Origin of the sequence: Streptomyces sp. NPDC006463 (genome assembly GCF_042870715.1) — a bacterium.
Classification (GTDB): Bacteria; Actinomycetota; Actinomycetes; order Streptomycetales; family Streptomycetaceae; genus Streptomyces.
Map to the genome: position 1 here is coordinate 402,612 of NZ_JBIAHP010000001.1, position 17,882 is coordinate 420,493.

19 protein-coding genes and 2 tRNA genes are annotated in these 17,882 nt (G+C 72.8%); 11 read left to right on the forward strand and 10 right to left on the reverse strand.

Annotation, left to right across the window (positions count from 1 at the left end; translation table 11 throughout):
• Positions 1-50: 50 nt before the first annotated feature.
• From ACFYOB_RS01955 to ACFYOB_RS01965, 3 genes are all read right to left on the reverse strand, one after another.
• Positions 51-2,126, reverse strand: a complete 2,076-nt coding sequence (locus tag ACFYOB_RS01955) for a dynamin family protein (protein ID WP_388553140.1) — start codon at positions 2,124-2,126, stop codon at positions 51-53.
• On the reverse strand, positions 2,126-3,910 hold the full coding sequence (locus tag ACFYOB_RS01960) for a dynamin family protein (RefSeq protein ID WP_388553143.1): 1,785 nt from the start codon (positions 3,908-3,910) through the stop codon (positions 2,126-2,128). The genes ACFYOB_RS01955 and ACFYOB_RS01960 overlap by 1 nt, the downstream gene beginning before the upstream one ends.
• Positions 3,911-4,000: 90 nt before the next feature.
• Positions 4,001-5,413: an Ig-like domain-containing protein gene (locus ACFYOB_RS01965; RefSeq protein ID WP_388553146.1), complete on the reverse strand. Its 1,413-nt coding sequence runs from the start codon at positions 5,411-5,413 to the stop codon at positions 4,001-4,003.
• A 225-nt stretch (positions 5,414-5,638) separates the two neighbouring features.
• On the opposite strand from ACFYOB_RS01965, the gene ACFYOB_RS01970 reads away from it, so the two are divergent.
• Positions 5,639-6,136: a GNAT family N-acetyltransferase gene (locus ACFYOB_RS01970; RefSeq protein WP_388553149.1), complete on the forward strand. Its 498-nt coding sequence runs from the start codon at positions 5,639-5,641 to the stop codon at positions 6,134-6,136.
• Between the two features lie 18 nt (positions 6,137-6,154).
• Complete coding sequence (locus ACFYOB_RS01975) at positions 6,155-7,264, forward strand: sulfite oxidase (protein ID WP_388553152.1); 1,110 nt, start codon at positions 6,155-6,157, stop codon at positions 7,262-7,264.
• Positions 7,265-7,273: 9 nt separating this feature from the next.
• Here ACFYOB_RS01975 and ACFYOB_RS01980 read toward each other — a convergent pair whose 3' ends face one another.
• Both ACFYOB_RS01980 and ACFYOB_RS01985 read right to left on the reverse strand, forming a co-directional pair.
• Positions 7,274-8,014 carry an SAM-dependent methyltransferase gene (locus ACFYOB_RS01980; protein ID WP_388553155.1) on the reverse strand — a complete coding sequence of 247 codons (741 nt, stop codon included), beginning with the start codon at positions 8,012-8,014 and terminating at the stop codon, positions 7,274-7,276.
• Positions 8,015-8,112: 98 nt separating this feature from the next.
• On the reverse strand, positions 8,113-8,619 hold the full coding sequence (locus ACFYOB_RS01985; RefSeq protein WP_388553158.1) for a GNAT family N-acetyltransferase: 507 nt from the start codon (positions 8,617-8,619) through the stop codon (positions 8,113-8,115).
• 106 nt (positions 8,620-8,725) lie between these two features.
• Here ACFYOB_RS01985 and ACFYOB_RS01990 point away from each other — a divergent pair.
• A tRNA-Met gene (locus tag ACFYOB_RS01990) sits at positions 8,726-8,799 on the forward strand.
• Between the two features lie 51 nt (positions 8,800-8,850).
• Here the strand turns inward: ACFYOB_RS01990 and ACFYOB_RS01995 are convergent.
• From ACFYOB_RS01995 to ACFYOB_RS02005, 3 genes are read right to left on the reverse strand one after another with little or no spacing between them, the layout of a single operon-like run.
• Positions 8,851-9,384, reverse strand: coding sequence for an SRPBCC domain-containing protein (locus tag ACFYOB_RS01995; protein ID WP_388553160.1), 534 nt, complete (start codon positions 9,382-9,384; stop codon positions 8,851-8,853).
• The gene (locus tag ACFYOB_RS02000; protein ID WP_388553163.1) at positions 9,381-9,722 is read right to left on the reverse strand and encodes an ArsR/SmtB family transcription factor; all 342 of its coding nucleotides are present in this window, start codon (positions 9,720-9,722) and stop codon (positions 9,381-9,383) included. The genes ACFYOB_RS01995 and ACFYOB_RS02000 overlap by 4 nt, the downstream gene beginning before the upstream one ends.
• 4 nt (positions 9,723-9,726) lie before the next feature.
• Positions 9,727-10,101 (reverse strand): VOC family protein, encoded by a 375-nt coding sequence (locus tag ACFYOB_RS02005; RefSeq protein WP_388553165.1) that lies wholly within the window; start codon positions 10,099-10,101, stop codon positions 9,727-9,729.
• A gap of 93 nt (positions 10,102-10,194) precedes the next feature.
• Here ACFYOB_RS02005 and ACFYOB_RS02010 point away from each other — a divergent pair.
• The 3 genes from ACFYOB_RS02010 to ACFYOB_RS02020 all read left to right on the forward strand — a co-directional run bounded on the left by ACFYOB_RS02010 (position 10,195) and on the right by ACFYOB_RS02020 (position 12,180).
• A tRNA-Cys gene (locus tag ACFYOB_RS02010) sits at positions 10,195-10,268 on the forward strand.
• Positions 10,269-10,305: 37 nt separating this feature from the next.
• Positions 10,306-11,745 (forward strand): ankyrin repeat domain-containing protein, encoded by a 1,440-nt coding sequence (locus ACFYOB_RS02015; protein WP_388553168.1) that lies wholly within the window; start codon positions 10,306-10,308, stop codon positions 11,743-11,745.
• A gap of 51 nt (positions 11,746-11,796) precedes the next feature.
• The gene (locus tag ACFYOB_RS02020; RefSeq protein ID WP_388554000.1) at positions 11,797-12,180 is read left to right on the forward strand and encodes a VOC family protein; all 384 of its coding nucleotides are present in this window, start codon (positions 11,797-11,799) and stop codon (positions 12,178-12,180) included.
• Positions 12,181-12,196: 16 nt separating this feature from the next.
• Here ACFYOB_RS02020 and ACFYOB_RS02025 read toward each other — a convergent pair whose 3' ends face one another.
• Positions 12,197-13,123 (reverse strand): DUF5937 family protein, encoded by a 927-nt coding sequence (locus tag ACFYOB_RS02025; RefSeq protein ID WP_388554002.1) that lies wholly within the window; start codon positions 13,121-13,123, stop codon positions 12,197-12,199.
• Between the two features lie 133 nt (positions 13,124-13,256).
• Between ACFYOB_RS02025 and ACFYOB_RS02030 the strand changes: the two genes are divergently transcribed.
• The 5 genes from ACFYOB_RS02030 to ACFYOB_RS02050 all read left to right on the forward strand — a co-directional run bounded on the left by ACFYOB_RS02030 (position 13,257) and on the right by ACFYOB_RS02050 (position 17,210).
• On the forward strand, positions 13,257-14,165 hold the full coding sequence (locus tag ACFYOB_RS02030; protein ID WP_388553170.1) for an aldo/keto reductase: 909 nt from the start codon (positions 13,257-13,259) through the stop codon (positions 14,163-14,165).
• A gap of 119 nt (positions 14,166-14,284) precedes the next feature.
• Positions 14,285-14,782, forward strand: coding sequence for a SigE family RNA polymerase sigma factor (locus tag ACFYOB_RS02035; RefSeq protein WP_388553173.1), 498 nt, complete (start codon positions 14,285-14,287; stop codon positions 14,780-14,782).
• On the forward strand, positions 14,775-15,158 hold the full coding sequence (locus ACFYOB_RS02040; RefSeq protein WP_388553176.1) for a hypothetical protein: 384 nt from the start codon (positions 14,775-14,777) through the stop codon (positions 15,156-15,158). Before ACFYOB_RS02035 ends, ACFYOB_RS02040 begins: the two co-directional genes overlap by 8 nt.
• A gap of 87 nt (positions 15,159-15,245) precedes the next feature.
• Positions 15,246-16,445 carry a mannosyltransferase family protein gene (locus ACFYOB_RS02045; RefSeq protein WP_388553179.1) on the forward strand — a complete coding sequence of 400 codons (1,200 nt, stop codon included), beginning with the start codon at positions 15,246-15,248 and terminating at the stop codon, positions 16,443-16,445.
• Between the two features lie 24 nt (positions 16,446-16,469).
• Positions 16,470-17,210 (forward strand): tyrosine-protein phosphatase, encoded by a 741-nt coding sequence (locus ACFYOB_RS02050; RefSeq protein ID WP_388553181.1) that lies wholly within the window; start codon positions 16,470-16,472, stop codon positions 17,208-17,210.
• A 40-nt stretch (positions 17,211-17,250) separates the two neighbouring features.
• On the opposite strand, the gene ACFYOB_RS02055 is transcribed toward ACFYOB_RS02050, so the two are convergent.
• Positions 17,251-17,877: a response regulator gene (locus ACFYOB_RS02055; RefSeq protein WP_388553184.1), complete on the reverse strand. Its 627-nt coding sequence runs from the start codon at positions 17,875-17,877 to the stop codon at positions 17,251-17,253.
• Positions 17,878-17,882: the final 5 nt, after the last annotated feature.

Consider the following 17,882-nt stretch of genomic DNA (forward strand, 5'->3'; position numbering starts at 1 on the left):
CTATCGGTCCGCCGCCGCCTCTTCTCCACCTGCCACGCCGCCGCCCGCCACTAAGCCTGCTCGCGCTCCGCCTCCGACACGAAGGGCTGGAGGAAGACTCCGATGAGCTGCTCCACCTCCGTGATCCGCTGCTCGTACACGTACAGCTGGTCCCTCAGCCCCGCCTTGGACTGTTCGTCGAACCGGGACTCCTCGATGTTGCGCTGGACGATGCCGATGAGGTCCTGCAGCTGCGTGTGGAGCGCTCCGCTGATGCCGCCCCACACGGCCCGCAGATCGGCGGCACGGCTGTCCGCGTACTGACGGGCGGTCAGGCCCGCCGAATCCCTCACGTGGTCGGAGAACTCCTGCGCCGCACGGGACTGCAGCTTGCCGTCGGCGAAGAGGACCGCGCCGGAGGCCATGAGCGGTCCGACGGCCGCTCCAATGGCCGCCGCGATGCCGACCGGCGGCATGGCCAGCCCCAGGGTGATCAGGCCGGCCGTGGCGGCCACGGCCGCACCGCCCGCGACCGCCGCACCGGTGCCCGCGCCGATCGCCATGAGCGAGCTGGGACGGAACAACAGCGGCACGTCGTCCTGGTGGTACCGCCCGCCGCGGCCGTCGCCCTTACCCGCCACGACCGCGAGCGTGTAGAGCAGATGGTCCTGGTCCCGGACCGACTGCGCCCCGGTGAGCTCCGCACGGAGCTTGTCGAGGAGGGTCGCGTGCGCCTGGATCAGCGGTTCGAGCTGGCGCAGCAGATCCGCCTGGCGCTGCTCGATGAGGCGGTCGAGGCTCTCCGTGCAGAAGACCTGCATGCGTTCCTGGAGCTGGACCGTGTACGCCTCCCGCAGCTCGTGCTGGGCCGCCACGCGGCCGCCCTTGGTGAAGGACCGGACGGCCCGGCTCAGGCGCCCCGGCCCGGTCGTGACGTGCCAGTTGGCGATCTCGCCGCTGATTGCGGTCAGGAACGCGCTGAACTTCAGCTGCAGTTCGTTCTCGATGTCGAGAACCCTGGTGGACACGATGTCGCGGATCGCGTCGGCGCTGGCGCGCAGCTGGTCCTGGGTGGCCTGGCTGCGGTCGAGCAGCTCGCGGAGCTCGGCCGTCGACTTCATCAGGATCGCGCCCTCGTCGTGCAGCCGCACGCGCAGGTTCACGGCGTTGTGCCGCAGGAACTCGGCGAGCCGGACGAACTTCACCCGGGCCGCGTCGCGCATGCAGAAGACCTCCAGGGCGTCCTCCAGCCCTCCGATCCCCGAGGCCCGCAGCCCCTCCTCGTCCCCGTCCAGCCGCGACTTCAGTGCCTGGAGAGCGCTGACGAAGAACACGTTGGAGGCGCCGGCCGAGCCGCTGTCCCCCGAGAGCTCGGCCACCGCGTTGCGGCACCGGCTCATCACCTCGGCCCTTTCCTCCTCCTCGATCCGGTCGAACTGGTTGACCACGAAGAAGATGTCACGGTGCCCGAGCTTCTTGACGCGCGTGAGGTAGTTCTCGGTCTCGTGGAGGGTGAACGGCCGTCCCGCGTCGGTGACGAAGACGACGGCGTCCACTTCCTCCAGGTACCGCAGGGTCACCAGCTCGCGGTCCGGGCTCTCGTTGATCCCGGCCGAGTCGACGATCTCCACGGACTTGCGCAGCAGCTCCAGCGGCTGCTCGACGACGGCGAGGGCGAACGACGGGGTCCGCGGCGCTCCGTGCGCGTCGATCTGGAGGGAGACCTCTCGTTTGAACTCCTCCGTCGTGACGGCCTTCTCGCCGCCCCGCCGGTCCGCGTCCCGGTACAGCCAGGCGCGCTCGGTCTCGCCCCAGCGCAGGACCGTGGTGAAGGCGGTGGCCGGATTGGCCTTGGTGGGGAGCAGTTTCTTCCCCAGAAGGGCGTTGATCAGCGTGCTCTTGCCGCTGCTGAACTCGCCGAGCACCATGATGCGGAAGGTCTCGCGTTCGAAGACCGCCCCGTTGATGCCGAGGTCCAGCAGTCCGCCCGGGGCTCCGGGCGGTGCGATGGCCGCCGCCGCCTCACCGGCCACCTGCTGCAGGCTCTGATAGTACGAGCGCAGTGTGCCTATGTTGTCGCTCCAGCCGCGGAACTGCACGGCGGGTGATTCCTGGCCGGCCGCCAACTGCCGGTTGTCGTGCGCCATCAGGCCCCTTCCAGCAGGGATAGGTGAGCGTGCACGGACCGGCTCAGCGACCGCGCCGTGCTCTGGAGTGAACGCCAGTGTCCGATCGAGTCCGGCTGGGCGGCGACCGCCGTCGTGTGCAGCCGCCACCACTGCTCGTCGCGGTCCCGGGCCTGGCTCAGCAGGCGCTCGTACACCTGGCCGATCCGCGCGTCCGTACGGGCCACTTGTTCGCTGAAGGCCGCTTCGACGATCCGCTCCAGATCGTCGATGGTGCGCTCGCGCCGCTCCGCCTGGCCGTGTTCGAGCGCCTCGGTCACCAGTGCCGTGCCGGCCGCCCCGGCGATCTGCGCGACGACCTCGGTGGAGACGGGTGTCAGCACGCTCTCGATGGCGGTGCCGACGAACTCCGGCAGCCAGGAGGCGTCCCAGCCCGTCGCGTCCTGCGATTCCGCGGCCGCCGCCGTGCCCGCCACCCCGGGCAGCGCCGCCGTCGGCACGACCCGCTGGGCGGGTGGGACTGCCAGGCCCTGGAACAGCTCCTCGCCGGGCCGGTTGCGCAGCAGTACGTCGCGCAGCCGGCCGGTGTCCTGTTCGAGCACCCGGTCGACGGTCACGGTGATCCAGGATTCGAAGTGCTGCAGGGCCTCGGCCGTGTACGGGATCGCGTGCAGCCGGATGAAGTGCTGCTCCTCCGGGGTCTCCAGCATCCGGGAGAAGCGCGCCGCGAGTTCGCGTGACGCGGCGGCCCGGCGCCGGCGTGCCTCCGCGGCGATCGTCGCCACGAGCGCGGCGCGCCACTCCCCCGCATCGGCGCTGAGCACGATCCAGTGGAAGCGGGCGCTCTCGTGCGCCGTGTGCCAGATCTGCGCGGCGCGGGCCCTGACCGGGTCGGTCCAGTGCGCGTCCGTCAGCGCCCGGCCGGCCGCCTCCGCCACCAGGTCGCAGCTGGCCGCCAGCAGGTACAGCCGGCGGATCGTGCGTAACGCCCGGCGCAGTCGGACGCCGGCCAGCTGCGCCAGCGCCGAGCGCAGCTGGTCGACCCCGTCCGGGGCGGCGGCCTCCGCGCCGGGTGCCGGGCCCGGGGTGCCGGAGGTGCCGGGTGCGCGTACCGGTCCGGACAGCACCAGCGCCTCGGGAGCCAGCTGTCCCGCGAGGTGGCTGACCCGCCGCAGGATCTCGGCCGCCTCGTCCTCGACCTCGGAGAGCTTGGTGACGACGATCGCGAGCGGTGGCGTGTGCGGGGCGGCGGCCAGCGCCTTGATCCTGGCCTGTTCGGTGGCGAGCATCGCGCGGCGCGCCTCGGTGACCACGACCACCACGTCGCAATCGGCCACGATCCTGGCCAGGGCGGCGCTGTCGGGCTGCCGTACGCCGGACCAGCCCTCCCAGCCGGGGGTGTCCACGAGTTCCACACCGACCCGGGCCGGCCAGGAATCGGCCGGCACCTGCAGACGTACGGTACGGCGCCCCTCCGACACCGCGTCCGCGGGCTCGGCCTCCTCGGAGTCGGCCTCCTCCGGCCCCTCGGCGCCGGTCGGGCGTACGACGACGGGCGGCCCGTCCGTCGCGTGGACGGACACCGGCAGGCAGTCCGTGCCGATCAGTTCGTTGACGAGGCGTGACTTGCCGACGTTGCTGCCGCCGATGACGCAGATGCGGGCCAGTGGTGACTCGGCCCGGCGGGCGGCGCGGCGGATCAGCGAGGCCGCCGAGTCCGCCCCGGCCCGGTCCGCGAGCAGGGCCACCTGTTCCGCCAGTTCTCGCTGCGGCAGATCCCGCGCGTGTATTTCCCTACCGCCCACGGCGCCGCCACCCCACCCCGTCCACACCGACCCGGCGCGACCATGATGCCAACGGACGGCATCCGGCGCCGCCGAATCGGCGTTCCCGGATCAGGTGGTCGGGTGCAGGCGCGACGGGGAGAGCGGTGAACTCTGCGGCCGCGCGCCGTCGGTGGCGGCCAGGGCGCTGCCCTCCAGCCAGGCCGGCCAGTCCAGGTTCCAGTCACCGAAGCCGTTGTCGAACGGGGCCATCTTCGCACCGCCGCTGTTGACCACTTGGACGATGTCCCCTTCGCGCACCGTGTCGAAGAACCACGCGGCGTCCTCGGTGCTCATGCCCGTACAGCCGTGGCTGACGTTCTCCTCGCCCTGCGCCTCGACCGACCAGGGCGCGGCGTGGATGTACTCGCCGCTCCACGTCACGCGCGTCGCGTAGAGCACGGGCAGGTCGTAGAACTCCGTGGTGCCGCGTTTGATGCCGACGGTGTCCCCGCGCATCCGCACCTTGGGCTCCTTGCCCAGCACCACCTTGATGCCGGCGCGCGTCCTGAACCCCGCCTTCCCGGTGGTGACCGGGATCGTCCTGATCACCCGTCCGTTGCGGCGTACCGTCATCTCGTGGGTGGCGGAGTCGGTCAGGGCCTCGATCCGGTCCCCGACGGTGAACTCCAACGGCTCGGAGGGGCCTCCGTAGCCGAGGTCGCCGACCTCGACCCCGTCGAGACCGCTGCTCACGCGGACCACGGTGTGTGCGGGCCAGTACGTGCGCGGCCGGTAGTGGAGGGTCGATCCGTCGACCCAGTGCCAGGCGCCCTCGACGTGCGGCTCGGAGGTCACCTGCAGCGCCTGCTCCACCCGGGCGCGGGCCAGCGGGTCGTCGGCGGGCACCGGCCGGCTGAGCTCCGCCGTGACGATCTCCCCCGCGCCGTACGTGCCGGGGCGGGGACCGAACTCGGCCGTCAGGCGGCCCCCGTCGGCGGGCGGGGCGGTGCTGAAGGCCATGGTCACCCCGACCGGAGTGCCCGCCCCGTCCTGGGCGCCGACCTGCACGGTGTACGTCTCCCCCGCCCGCAGCGGTTCGGTGTTCAGCCAGTACCCGCTGCCCGCGCCGAGTTCGCCGGCGAGGTGGCGGCCGTGCCCGTCCGTCACGGTCACGTCGGTGAGCCGTCCCCGGTCCGCGAGCGCGATCTCCAGCGGCGCGTCGGCGTCGGTGGGCAGCGCGTCCGCTCGGGCGGCGCGCGAGGCGTCGCCGAGTGCCCGCATCCGCAGGACGGATCCCGTGCCGCGGGAGGTGGCCCGGACCCGCTGTTCCCGCCAGCCGCCGCACAGGCCCGGGCGGAACGTGTGGACGGCGCACCGTCCCGCGGACGCCCCGGCGCCCTCGTCCACCGCCCGGCCGACCAGCAGCGTGACCGCCGCCTCCTTCGGCCGGCTCCCCGCCGTGGACCCCACGGTGTCCTCGCCCTGACCGCGGCCCGGCGCCGCCGCTACCACCAGCACGGCCCCCGTCACGGCGGCCACCACGCCCAACGCCTTCGTCGGTCGCTTTCCTCGCGTCGGTGACATAGCCACACAGCCCTCCCAGGTCTCACACGGCCGGATGGCAGTATCAAAACGATCGGGAGCCAAAATGATGATCATGAACTCGGCTCTGCGGCCGAACTGCACCCCAAGAGAACTCGTACGGAGCACACTTCGGGCTCCGGGCCCGTCAGCGCGACGGCCGGGAGCCTTGCGTAGCATCCGGGCATGTCCTCTTCTCACGACCAGGTCCGGCTCCAGCTCCTGCGCCCCGATCACGCCGACGCCCTGCTCGCGTTCGAGCGGGAGAACCGGGCCTACTTCGCCGCGTCGCTACCCGACCGCGGCGACGGCTACTTCACCGACTTCGACGCCCGCCACCGCGCGCTGCTGGCCGAGCAGGCCACGGGGGCATGCCTCTTCCACCTCCTCGTGAGCGACAGCGGAGAGGTGATGGGGCGGGTCAACCTGGTCGACGTGGCGGACGGTTCGGCCGAGCTCGGCTACCGGATCGCCGAGCGGGCCGCCGGCCGGGGGCTGGCCACATCGGCCGTCCGCGAGATCTGCGGCCTGGCCGGTGCGGAGTACGGACTGACCTCGCTGACTGCCGTCACCACGCTCGACAACGCCGGCTCACGCGCCGTACTGGCTCGTACGGGGTTCATCCCCGCCGGCGAGACGGAGGTGGACGGCCGCCCGGGCCTCCGCTTTGTACGGAACCTGTAGGAGCGGGACCATGGGGGCATGGAGGCGTCCCTGAGCGATGTCAGCACACCGGCGCGGGTGGCGGACCCCGGTGAGGGCCTCACCCACGAGGAACTGGCGCTCGCCGCCCGCAACCACGGCCTTCCCCTGGAGGCCCTGCGCTACGAGCTCACCCCGGCGGGCCTGCACTACGTGCTGGTCCACTACGACATCCCGGCCGCGGACGCCGACGGCTGGCACCTCACCGTCGGCGGCCGGGTCCGTACGCCGCTGACCTTGACCCCGCAGTCCCTCGGCGCGCTCCCCGCCGTCACCCGGCGGGTCACCATGGAGTGCGCGGGCAACGGCCGGGCCCGGCTTTCTCCGCGCCCGGTCAGCCAGCCCTGGCTCGTCGAGGCGGTGGGCACCGCCGACTGGACGGGCGTCCCGCTACGGGCCGTCCTCGCCGAGGCCGGTGTGGAGCGGGACGCCGTCGAAGCCGTCTTCACGGGCGCCGACCACGGCGTGGAGCGCGGGGTCGAGCAGGACTACCGGCGCAGCCTGCCGCTGCCGGTCGCCACCGGGGACGATCCGGAGGTGCTGATCGCGTACGCCATGAACGGCCTGCCGCTGCCGCCGCAGCACGGTTGCCCCCTGCGCCTGGTCGTCCCCGGCTGGTACGGGATGGCGCACGTGAAGTGGCTGCGGGAGATCACGCTGGTCGACGCCCCGTTCACGGGCTTCCAGCAGGTGGTGGCCTACCGCTACCGGCAGGATCCGGACGACCCCGGCGAGCCGGTGACACGGATCGCGCCGCGCGCGCTGATGGTCCCGCCGGGATTCCCGGACTTCATGTCGCGCGTCCGCGTCGTGTCCACCGGGCCCGTCCGGCTGGAGGGGCGCGCCTGGTCGGGATACGGGCCCGTGGCCCGGGTGGAGGTGAGCTCCGACGGCGGCGGTTCCTGGAGCGAGGCCGATCTCGCGCCGCAGGGTGCGCACCGCTGGGCCTGGCAGGCCTGGCACATCACCTGGACCGCCACGCCCGGCAGTCACACCCTCCTCGCCCGCGCCACGGACGCCGAAGGCCGCACCCAGCCCCTGGAACAGCCCTGGAACCGGGGCGGCTTCGGCAACAACCTCGTCCAGCAGGTGCCCGTCCTGTGCCGCTGACCGGCTCGGTCAGCGGGGCTGGTCCGCCCGGAGCAGCAGCGTGACGAAGCCCCACGACTCACGGTAGGAGCTCAGCCACTCCCGCCGGTGGAGCGCGGAGGTGGCCAGGGCGTCGGCGGCGGCGGGGTCCTCGGGGTGGTCCAGCGCCCAGGCGGCCAGGGAGCCGGTCCAGGACCACTCGTAGTTGTCGAGCTCCTCGCGGCTGCTGACGTGGCCGAACACGGGCGTCCAGCCGGCTGCGGTGACGTTCTCCAGCGTGCCCGCGAGATCGGCGAAGTCGCCCATCATCTCCACCACTTCGGCGGAGGGTTCCTGCTGCCAGTAGCCGTCGCCGATCAGTACGTGCCCGCCGGGGGCGAGGTGCTTCCGGGCGGCCTCCAGGGTGGGCAGCAGGCCGCCGAAGGCGTGGGCGGCGCCGACGCTGAGGACGAGGTCGTAGGGCTCCTCGGAGGTGTGCTCCTCGGCCGGTCCGTGGTGGAGCGTCAGGCGGTCCCCGACGGCGCGCCGGTCCGCGGCGGACCGGGCGCGGTCGAGGGCCGGCTCCGATATGTCGACTCCGTGGGCGCGGACGCCCGCGTGCATGTCGAGGCAGCGCAGCAGCCACTCACCGCCGCCGCAGCCGAGGTCGAGGACCCGTTCGTCGCCGCGCGGCAGGCCGCGCTCCAGCAGACCGTGCACCGAACTGTCCGAGAGGGGTGCGGCGATGGGGTGGTGGGTATGGGCCAGAAGAGAGATCATTTCGCGGTTCACCGCGGCAGGCTGTCAGCCGGGCGCCAAGGCTGCAACTGCTTTTCTCCGACGCGCCGCGGACCTCTTCGCCCACCGCGGGCAGGTGCCGTGAGGCCTGATCACAGGGCTCGGCGCATGCAGACGCGCGGCCACCGGTCCAGGCCGTGCCGCGCTTCCTGTTCGCGGATCTCCCGCAGGCCGGGCGTGAGCCCGCCCTCGGCCAGCGGCCGGAACCCGCAGCGCTCGTAGTACGGGGCGTTCCACGGGACGTCGGTGAAGGTGGTGAGGGTCAGCGCCGGCACGCCGTCGCGCGCGGCCCGGTCCGCCAGGTGGTCCAGCAGGGACCGGCCGACACCGCGGCGCGCGCTGTCCGGGTGCACCGACACCTGCTCGACGTGGAGGCCGCCGTCTACGGGGTCGGCGATCAGATACGCGACGGGGGCGTCGGCCCCGTCGACGGCGACCCAGGCCAGCCCGTCCCGCTGGTAGCGGGCGAGTTCATCGAGCGGGAGCGGCTCGTCGTCGGCGATCTCGGGCATGCCGATGTCCCGGAAGCACAGCCCGGCCGCCCTCTCGATGTCCTGGAGGAGGGGCATTTCGTCGAGGCGTGCTGCTCGTATGCGCATGGACGCATTGTCGCGGCCCGGCCGGGCGTTGCCATCCGATTTGGGCCGCCCTCGTACCGGGGTGGTCGGCGACGGCCCCGCAGTGCCGTAGGCTGGTGTCTACCGACGCGGGGTGGAGCAGCTCGGTAGCTCGCTGGGCTCATAACCCAGAGGTCGCAGGTTCAAATCCTGTCCCCGCTACTGAACGGCGAAGGCCCGGATCCTCACGGATCCGGGCCTTCGTCATTTCTTTCAGAGCCGGTCCAGTACGGCGCCCAGGGCGTCCATGACGTGGCCGCGCCAGCCGCCGCCCATGATCTTGCGGGCCGCCATCTGCGCCGGGTCGTCCGGGTCGAAGCCCTCGTGGACGAGGAAGAGCCTGGTCCCGCGGCCCTCCGGTTCGAGGGTCCACGTGATGGTCCAGTCAGCCGTGTTCGCGGCGGAGGCGTCGGTCCAGCGGACCGAGAGCATCCGTCCCGTCTCGTAGGCGAGGACCTCCGCCGCCGTCGTACCGGAGTAGCCCGTGTTCGGGCGCGGCAGCGAGGTCATCGTGTAGCGGTGGCCGACCTCCAGGCGGAAGTCCGACGGCATGAGCCACTGGGCGATCAGCTCGGGTTCGGTGAGGGCGCGCCAGACCTTGGCCGGCGGGTGCGGCAGGAACTGGTCGACCCGGACGGTGGTGAGGTCGTCGGGGCCGGCGGCTTCGAGGCCGTGCCCAGCGTCGCGCCCGTGGTCGCGGCCGTGGTCGTGGTCGTGGTCGTGGTCGTGGTCGGATGCTGGAGTCATGTCTCATCGTCCGGCAGGCGGTCCAGGAGCTCGCCGAGGTCCTTGAAGCGGTCCCGCCAGAACCGCTCGTACGGATGCAGCCAGTCCTGCACGTCGGCCAGCGGCGCGGCCTCCAGGCGATAGATGCGCTGGCGGCCGGCGCGCTCCTCCGAGACGAGCCCGGCCTCCCGCAGCACCTTCAGGTGCTCCGAGAGGCTGGGGCGGCGCATGTCGAAGTGGTCGGCGAGGGACTGGACCGGCTGCGGGCCTCGCTCGCGCAGCAGTCGCAGGACTTCACGGCGGGTGCCGTTGGCGAGCGCGGCGAACACGCGGTCCTCGTCGGCAGCCGTCGTGATCATGGGTCTAGAAGCCTTCCTTCTCCGTGAGCAGCATCAGGCCGTTGCCGTCGGGGTCACTGAGACCGGCCATCCGCCCCCAGGGGGCGTCGTCCGGACCGCTCACCTCGACCCCGGCCGCCACGAGCCGCGCGCAGTCGGCATCGACATCGGCCGTCACCAACATGATCCCCCGGGCGGAGCCGGGCGTGAAATCTCCCATCCCCGGGCCGGAAAGCGTGAAGACGGTCTGCGCGCCCCGCGGTGCGACCTGGAGCCAGCGCACGGGCCCGACCTGGCGGTCCGCGCGGAGCTCGAAGCCGAGAACGTCGGTGTAGAAGGCGAGGGCCCGGTCCTGGTCGGCGACGGGGAGAGTGACGAAGGAGGCGTGCGTGATGTTCATGGCTCCACGATAGGTAGGTAATCCCCTACGCGTCAACCGTAGGAAATTTCCTACCTGTCGATCTCGGTCGTCGCTCGTTACGATCACCGCGGCAGGGCCGTAGCGCAGAGGTCGTCGCACCTGGCCTGCACAGCCGGAGGACGTCGGTTCGAATCCGACCGGCCCTGTCTCCCTCCCGCTCCTCCCCCGATCGGCGATGAACTTGTGAGCAGAAAACCGCTCGTGGGCGGGCTGCCCGTCGAGGAGCTCGCCCTGTGGCACCTGGCCCGGCGGTACGCGGTACCGCGATGGATGATCGAGGGCGCGACCGAGGCCCGGTCGGCCGGCGACTGGCGGTCCGCCTGTGCGGTCTCGGCCGTGGACGTCGCCCTCGACCCGGTGCGGATCATGGAGCACTACGGCGCCGCTGTGTGGGACTCCGTCGCGGACGACCTCGCACACCTGGCCCCGGACCTGCTGCGCTGGCACCTGCCCCGGCTCGCGTACGGCACCGTGCTGGCTCCGCGCCGGGTGATCCTCCTCGCCCGCCACGGCTCCCCGGCCGACGCGGAGGCGGCGTACCTGGCCGTTATCACCCCCGCGCGGTACGACGGTCCGCAGCGGCTGGTCCTGGACTTCCTCGCCGCCGAAGCCCCCGAATTGAGGAGCGGTGGCGTCGTCGAGGACTGGACCCTGACGCGCCACCTCTGGGACGCCCGGCACGCCCCGGAGCTGCGCGAGCGGTGCGGCGGCGCGGGACGGCTCCCCTTCTTCCACGCGGACGGCACCCCGCTCGGACCACGGGAGCTGCCCGACACCGACCCCGCGGCCACCGACCCCGCCGCCACCGATCCGGCCGCGCGGGAGGAGTGGGTCGCCGTCCTCCAGGCCCGCGGGGACATCGCCGGCGCCTTCGCCGCAGTGGGCATCGACGCGGATCTGACGATCCTGCCGCGCGCTCCGGACGTCATCGCGGGGCTTCCCCTGGACCTGCCCCGAATGGACCGTGAGGTACGGCGCCTGCTCTCGGCCGGTGTCGCCGACCGGTTCCGGATTCCCGGCGCGTACGGCGGCAACGTCCTGCTGGAGCCGGCCGGCCCCGGCGCTCACGTCCCGCTCCGCGCCCGCGCGTGTGAGCTCTACCGGCACAGTTCCGCGCCCACGGTCCCGCGGACCGCGTGGCGGCGCCTGCCCGACCTCCAGCTGGTCCGCACCGGGCGCGTCGCACCGGAGGAACTCCATCCGCTGGTGACGGCCGCCCTCTTCCCGGCCGCGGGTCCGGCGTACGGGCCACCCGGACCGCCCGCCGCCCTGGAGCCGGTACGGGTCCGGTGCGGCGGCGAGTGGCACCTGATCGCCTTCCGCGACGGGGAACTCCGGATCCCGCACAGCGCGCGGGAACAGCAGCGCGAGCAGGCCATGCGGGCCTTCGGCGGCGCCGTCGCGGGCTGCTTCGCCGTACAGCAGGCCTGGGCCTCGGGGCGGGGCCGGCTCCCGCGCGCCCTGCGGCCGCTGCGGCGAGAACTCTTCGAACGCGCGCGGCACGGTGACGCCCCGGGCGTGGCCGCCCTGCTGGCCGCCGGAGTGGACCCGGCGGTCCGGGACAACGGGACGGGGCAGAGCCTTCAGGACGTGCTGGGCCCGCTCGGCCCCGAGGCGGGCTGACACCGCGGGGAGGAAGATGGGAAAGGGACGCTGCGGCACATGGGAGTGATCATGTTCCAGGACACCAAGGCATTCAGCGGGTTCTCTGTGGACGACGTCGGGAAGGCCAAGGAGTTCTACGGCGGGACGCTCGGCCTGCGGGTCTCGGAGGAGAACGGCATGCTCTTCCTGAACCTCGGGGGCGGCGGGACCGTTCTGCTGTACCCCAAGGACAACCACCGGGCGGCGGACTTCACCGTGCTCAACTTCCCGGTGACCGACATCGAGAAGACCGTCGACGAACTCACGGCGCTCGGCGTGGGCTTCGAGCGCTATCCGGGCTTCGACCACGACGCCAAGGGCATCGTCAGGGAGCAGGGGGAAGGCATGCCGTCGATCGCCTGGTTCAAGGACCCCGCGGGCAACGTGCTGTCCGTACTCGAAGAGCCTGCCTGACCCCGATTCGCCCCGACTACGGCGGGGCCGGCGCGAGAAGGGATTCCGCGACCGAGGTGCGGGCGTAGAGCACCGAGCGCCCGGCCCGGTGGGCGGTGACCAGGCCCGCGTCACGCAGGGCCGTGAGGTGCTGGGACACCCCTGCCGGGGAAAGACCCGTACGGTGCGCCAGTTCGGTGGTGGAGGCCGGGCTTTCCAGTTCGGTCAGGAGCAGGGTCCTGGAGCGGCCGAGTACGGCGGCGACCGCGGCGGTCCTGGCGACGGGCCGGGGTTCCCACAGGGCGCCGACACCGCGCGCCGGATAGGCGAGCTGCGGCGGCTCCGGCAGGCTCACCCGGGTGAGCACCCCGGGTCCGGTGAACGCCGAGGGGATGAGCAACAGCCCCGCCCCCGCGGTCTTACGGGACATGGCCCACCGGCGTCGGATCAGCAGCAGCTCGTCGGCGTCCCAGCTCACCGAGGGGTGCAGGTCCTTGAACAGGCCGGCCGCGCCGTACTCGGCGACCTGCCGGGCCCGGTGGAAGACGTCGGCGTCGAGCACCGACCGGATCCGCGCCCAGTAGGGGGCGAGGGCCAGTTCCCAGTACGTCTCGATCTCTTCCACGACCCGGGGCAGGCGTGCCTCCGGATCCGCGTACAGGCTCCGTGATCTGGACCCCTGACGCCCCTGCTCCCGGGCCAGGCGGTCGAGGTCGTGGCGGACCCGGGCGGCGGGAGCGGCCAGGATCGCGGCCAGCTCGCCCGCCAGCGTGGGGGCCGGTCCGGCCGGGGCCGGGTTGAGGAAGTCGGCGACGTAGCCGGAGGGCGGGATCAGTTCGGCGAGCCAGCCCCGGTCGAGGCCGGCGGCCGCCACCCTGGGCCGGACCTGCTCGGCCCAGGTCCGGTGCACGGGATGGGCGGAGCCGGAGCTCAGCAGCCGGAAGCTGGTCCCGACCTCCCACATCGGCGAGACGGCGAACCGCGTCTGCGCCAGATCGCTCGCGGAGAACACCAACTCCTGCAGGAAGACCACCTCGTAGGATTCGGTTGGAGCTGAATCAATGGTGGCGAGCGTATCTCGTGGCGATCATTCCGGCATGACCTCAGAGACGATCAACGCAGCGGCATCGGGTACCTGGAAGCTCGGCGACCTGGAGATCAACCGGATGGGCTTCGGCGCGATGCGCCTGCCGCAGAACGGCGAGGCGTTCAGGACCGACGCCGAGCCGAGCGACCGCGGCCGGGCCATCGGCGTACTGCGCCGCGCCGTCGAGCTCGGCGTGAACCACATCGACACCGCGGCCTTCTACTTCTCCCCCCTGCGCTCCGCCAACGAACTGATCAACCGGGCACTGGCCCCCTACCCGGACGACCTCGTCATCACCACCAAGGTCGGGCCGGGCCGGGACCCGTCCGGCGAGTGGGCGCCCCACGCCACCCCGGAGCAACTGCGCGGCCAGGTCGAGGAGAACCTGCGCCAGCTCGGCCGCGACCACCTCGACGTGGTGAACCTGCGCGTCGTCGGGACCGGTTCGATCGCCGAACGCTTCGGCGCGCTGGCCCGGCTGCGCGAGGCCGGGCTCATCCGCCACCTGGGCATCTCCAACGTCACTCCCGGACACCTCGCCGAGGCGCGGGCCATCGCGCCCGTGGTGTGCGTACAGAATCCGTACGGCCTCGGCGTGCGGCCCGAGCAGGACGAGCTGCTGCGTACCTGCGGTGAGCTGGGGATCGCGTTCGTCCCCTTCTACTCGATCGCGGGCGCCGGAGGCCAGGCCGGCGTGACCGGCGCGGAGAGGGAGGAGGTGCTCGCGGTGGCGCGGGCGCACGGGGCGAGCGCGGCGCAGGTGCGCATCGCGTGGACGCTGCACCGCGGACCGCACGTGCTGTCCATCCCCGGCACCGGCAATCCGGATCACCTGGCCGCCAATGTGGCCGCGGGCGCACTGCGCCTCTCCGAGACGGAACTGTCCCTCCTGGAGCGGCTCCACGGGACCGCTCGCTGAGTTCCGCCACGGCCCGCCTGTGACGGCACTCACACGAGTTCCCGGTGTCCCGTGTCAACCGGATCCGGTGCGGCGGGCGTATGCCCCGTGAGAGGGACACATGGATCCGGGAGCGATTTTTGACCGTCGAGGAGTTCGAACAGTTCTACGCGCAGGCGGCGGGACGGCTGACAGGCCAGTTGTACGTGATGCTCGGCGATCACCATGAGGCGCAGGACGTGGTGCAGGAGGCGTTCGTCCGGGGGTGGGGACGCCGGCGTCAGCTGGACCACGACGGCAGGCCCGAGGCATGGATCCGCACCGTCGCGTGGCGGCTCGCGGTGAGCCGGTGGCGCGTACGCCGCCGTACCGCCGACGCCTGGCAGCGCAGTGCCCCCGCGGGCCATGTGGAGGGACCGGGGCCGGAGGCTGTCGCGCTCGTCGAGGCGCTGCGGCACCTGCCCGCCAAGCAGCGCCGGACGCTGGCCCTGCACTACGTGTGCGATCTGACGGTCGAGCAGATCGCCGCGGAGACCTCCCTGTCCGCGAGCACGGTCAAGACGCACCTGACCCGGGGCCGGGCCGCCCTCTCCCGCCAACTGCAGGACCCCCGCATTGAGGAGGCTCCCGATGCCTGACTCCCACGATCCGCTGCGGTCCCTGTTCCGGGAAGCGGCCTCCGCGGGGCGGTCCGGGGCCGGCCTGCCGCCCGTCTCCGTCATCACCCGGCGCGGCGAGCGGGCCCGGCGTCGCCGGATCGCCGGCATCGCCGTCGCCTGCTGCCTCGTCCTCGGCGGGTCCGGGGTCGCCCTGGACAGCGTGCTGCCGCGCGAGGCGGGCCCGACCCTCCCGGCGACCACTCCCACCCCCTCTCCCGGACCGCCGTCCCCCCTGAAGACCTCCCTGCCGACCCCCCTGCCGACCTCCCCGAGCACGACCACGACGCCGGCCGCCCCTCCCTCCGCGACAGCGGATCCGGGGATGTCCCCCACCCCCACGCAGCCCGCTCCGTAGCCCCGCCCGCCCCGTCGACGGCGGACACCGGCCCCGCCACCACGGCCGGCGGTTCCGCGTGCCCTCTGCCGATCAGGAGATCCCGACATGTCCGTTTCCGCCCCGCCCCGGCCCGTCGAAACGCCCGGCAGGCCCGCCACGCGCCGGGCGTTCCCGTGGCGCCCCGGTCGTGCGGACCGCGAGGTGTTGTGGCTCTACCTGCTGACCCGCGTGGGCCTGTGGGCCACGGCGGAATCCGTCCGCTGGCTGTTCCCCGCCGACGGCGAGACACGGCGGCCGCCTTCGCTCCTGTCCCCCTGGCAGCAGTGGGACTGGTGGCACTACCTCCACATCGCCAGGGACGGCTACTTCCCCGGCCGGGCCGGTCCCTGGACGGCCGGCTGGGACAACAGGGAGGCCTTCCTCCCCGGTTTCCCCCTCACCTTGCGCGCGGTCCACGCGGTCGTCCCCCACTGGGCGGCGGCCGGAGCGCTGATCTCGTTCGTCGCGGGCGGGGTCGCCGTCCTTGCGCTGGCCCGCATCGCCCGCCTCCAGTTGCCGGACCTGGACGCCGGGCGGCGGACGGTGCTGTTCTTCCTGTGCTCGCCCTGTGCCGTGTTCCTCACCGCCGGCTACACCGAGGCACTGTTCCTGGCCCTGGCCCTGCCCGCGTGGCTGGCGGCCCTGCGCCGGAACTGGCCGGCGGCCGCCGCCCTGGCCTGCCTCGCCTGCTCCGTGCGGGTCACCGGGCTCTTCCTGGTGGGCGCGCTCGTCCTCCAGTTCGCCCTCACCGCGCGCGGGCGACGCGCCTGGCGCGCGGCGCCCTGGCTGTGCCTCCCCGCCCTCGCCCCCGCGCTCTTCAGCTGGTACCTGCACGCGCGGACCGGGGACTGGATGGCCTGGAAGCACGCCCAGGAACGCGGTTGGTACCGGGAGTTCCACTCGCCGTGGGAAGCCTGGGCGAACACCTGGGACGCCGCCTTCCACCACGTCCACCCCACCGGTTACGCGCTGATGTGGCAGGCCGAGCTCCTGGCCATGCTGGTCGGCGTCGTGCTCCTGATCCTGCTCGTACGCCGCCGCCGCTGGCCCGAGGCCCTGTACACCGGCCTCACCCTGTGGGCGCTGGGCACCTCCTACTGGTACACGTCCGTTCCCCGTTCGACGCTGCTGTGGTGGCCGCTGTGGATCGGCCTGGCCTCCTGGAGCCTGCGGCGCCCCCGGGTGCAGAGCGCCTACCTGTGCGTCGCAGCCCCGCTGGCCACGACGGTCGCCGTCACCTTCCTCAGCGGGCGCTGGGCAGGCTGAGCGATCACCGCATAGAGTCCGCGTGTGGACAGACACATATCGTTCGAGCGGTTGCACAACTTCCGTGATCTGGGCGGCTATACGACCGCGGACGGCGGGCACGCGGTGAGGTGGGGCCGGCTGTTCCGCGCCGACTCCCTCGGCAAGCTGCGGGGTCCGGACTGGGAGCGCTTCCTGGAACTCGGCGTCGAGGCCGTCATCGACCTGCGGTACTCCTGGGAGATCGACGCGAAGGGCAGGGTGCCCGAGCATCCGTCGCTCGCCTATCACCACCTCAGCATCGAGCACCGGCCCTACGACCAGCCTTCCCTCGGCCCGGACGTCGAGACCGGGCCGTACCTCGCCGAGCGGTACATGGAGGTCGCCCACGACGGCGTCGTGGAACTGCGCGCCGCCCTTGAGGTGATCGCCGGCCAGGACGGCCCCGTGGCCTTCCACTGCGCGTCCGGCAAGGACCGCACCGGTCTGCTGGCGGCGCTGGTCCTGGCCCTGCTGGGGGTCCCCGAGGACGCCATCGTCGAGGACTTCGCCCTCACCGGGCTCGCGACCGCCCGGCTGCTCGCGGACTGGCGGGCCGACCACCCCGGCCAGGAGCCTCTCTGGCCGGGCTACGGCCGGGCGCCCGCCGAGGTGATGAGCCTGTTCCTCGCGGCCGTGACCCGCGAACACGGGTCCGTACGGGAGTACGCGGCGGACCTGCTCGGCGTGGACGACACCCTCGTCGCCGCCCTGCGCGAGAACCTGCTCGAACCCGCTCCGCGATAGGTCTGAGCCGTACGGTCCCGGCTCGGCGGGCCACCGGACGCTACAGGAGGCCGTGGTCGCGGGCGTATATGGCGGCGTGCGTGCGGTCGCGCAGGCCCAGGCGGGACAGGACCCGGGAGATGTGGTTCTTGACCGTGCCCTCGCTGAGGTAGAGCCGGCCCGCGATCTCGCGGTTGGTCGATCCGGTGGCGATCAGGCGCAGTACGTCGGTCTCCCGCGCGGTCAGGACCTCGGGGCCCGGACCTTCCGGGACCTGTGGCGCGGGCTCCGCCGACGCCGGGCGGGCGCGGGCGAGGCCGGCGGCCAGCCGGCCGGCCACGGCCGCGTCGAGCTGGGCGACTCCGGCGTGTGCCAGGCGTACGGCCGCGGCCAGTTCGGCCGAGGGCAGGTTCTTGAGGAGGTAGCCGACGGCGCCCGCCGCGAGCGCCTGGACCACGTACTCGTCGTCGTCGAAGGTCGTCAGCATGATCACCCGGCAGTCGGGGGCGCGCTCGGCCAGTACGCCCACGGCGGTGACCCCGTCCATGACGGGCATCCGGACGTCCATGAGGATCACGTCGGGGCGGTCGGACACCGCCGCCTCGACGGCCTGGAGTCCGTCCGGGACGGCCCCGGTGACGGTGATTCCGGGCTGGATGCCGAGCAGGGAGGCGATCCCCTCGCGCACGAGTT